Consider the following 350-nt stretch of genomic DNA (forward strand, 5'->3'; position numbering starts at 1 on the left):
GATTTTGGCGAAAATAACGAAGTCCTCGGAGCCTTTATTTGTATCGAGGATCTTTCAGAGGTCAAAGTTTCAGCCTCAAAATTATCTGATTACGCACAAGAACTAGAATTCCGTGAAATAGCCCTTCAAGAAGAAAAAGCCGTTGCCGAAAATGCGTTGAAAGTTAAGTCTGAGTTCCTGGCCAGCATGAGTCATGAAATACGCACGCCAATGAACGGTGTACTCGGCATGCTCAATCTGCTGATGAACACAGAGCTCAGTGATGAGCAAAGACAAAGAGCCTCATTGGCAAAATCTAGTGCTGAGTCCTTGCTAAGCTTGATCAACGATATACTCGACTTCTCTAAGGT

At 43.4% G+C, this 350-nt stretch carries 1 protein-coding gene; it reads left to right on the forward strand.

Annotated features, from left to right (window positions below; genetic code table 11):
• Positions 1-350 (forward strand): histidine kinase dimerization/phospho-acceptor domain-containing protein (locus A3757_RS04425; RefSeq protein ID WP_304439171.1); only part of this gene is annotated, 350 nt, incomplete at both ends.

This window comes from Oleiphilus sp. HI0117, assembly GCF_001635235.1.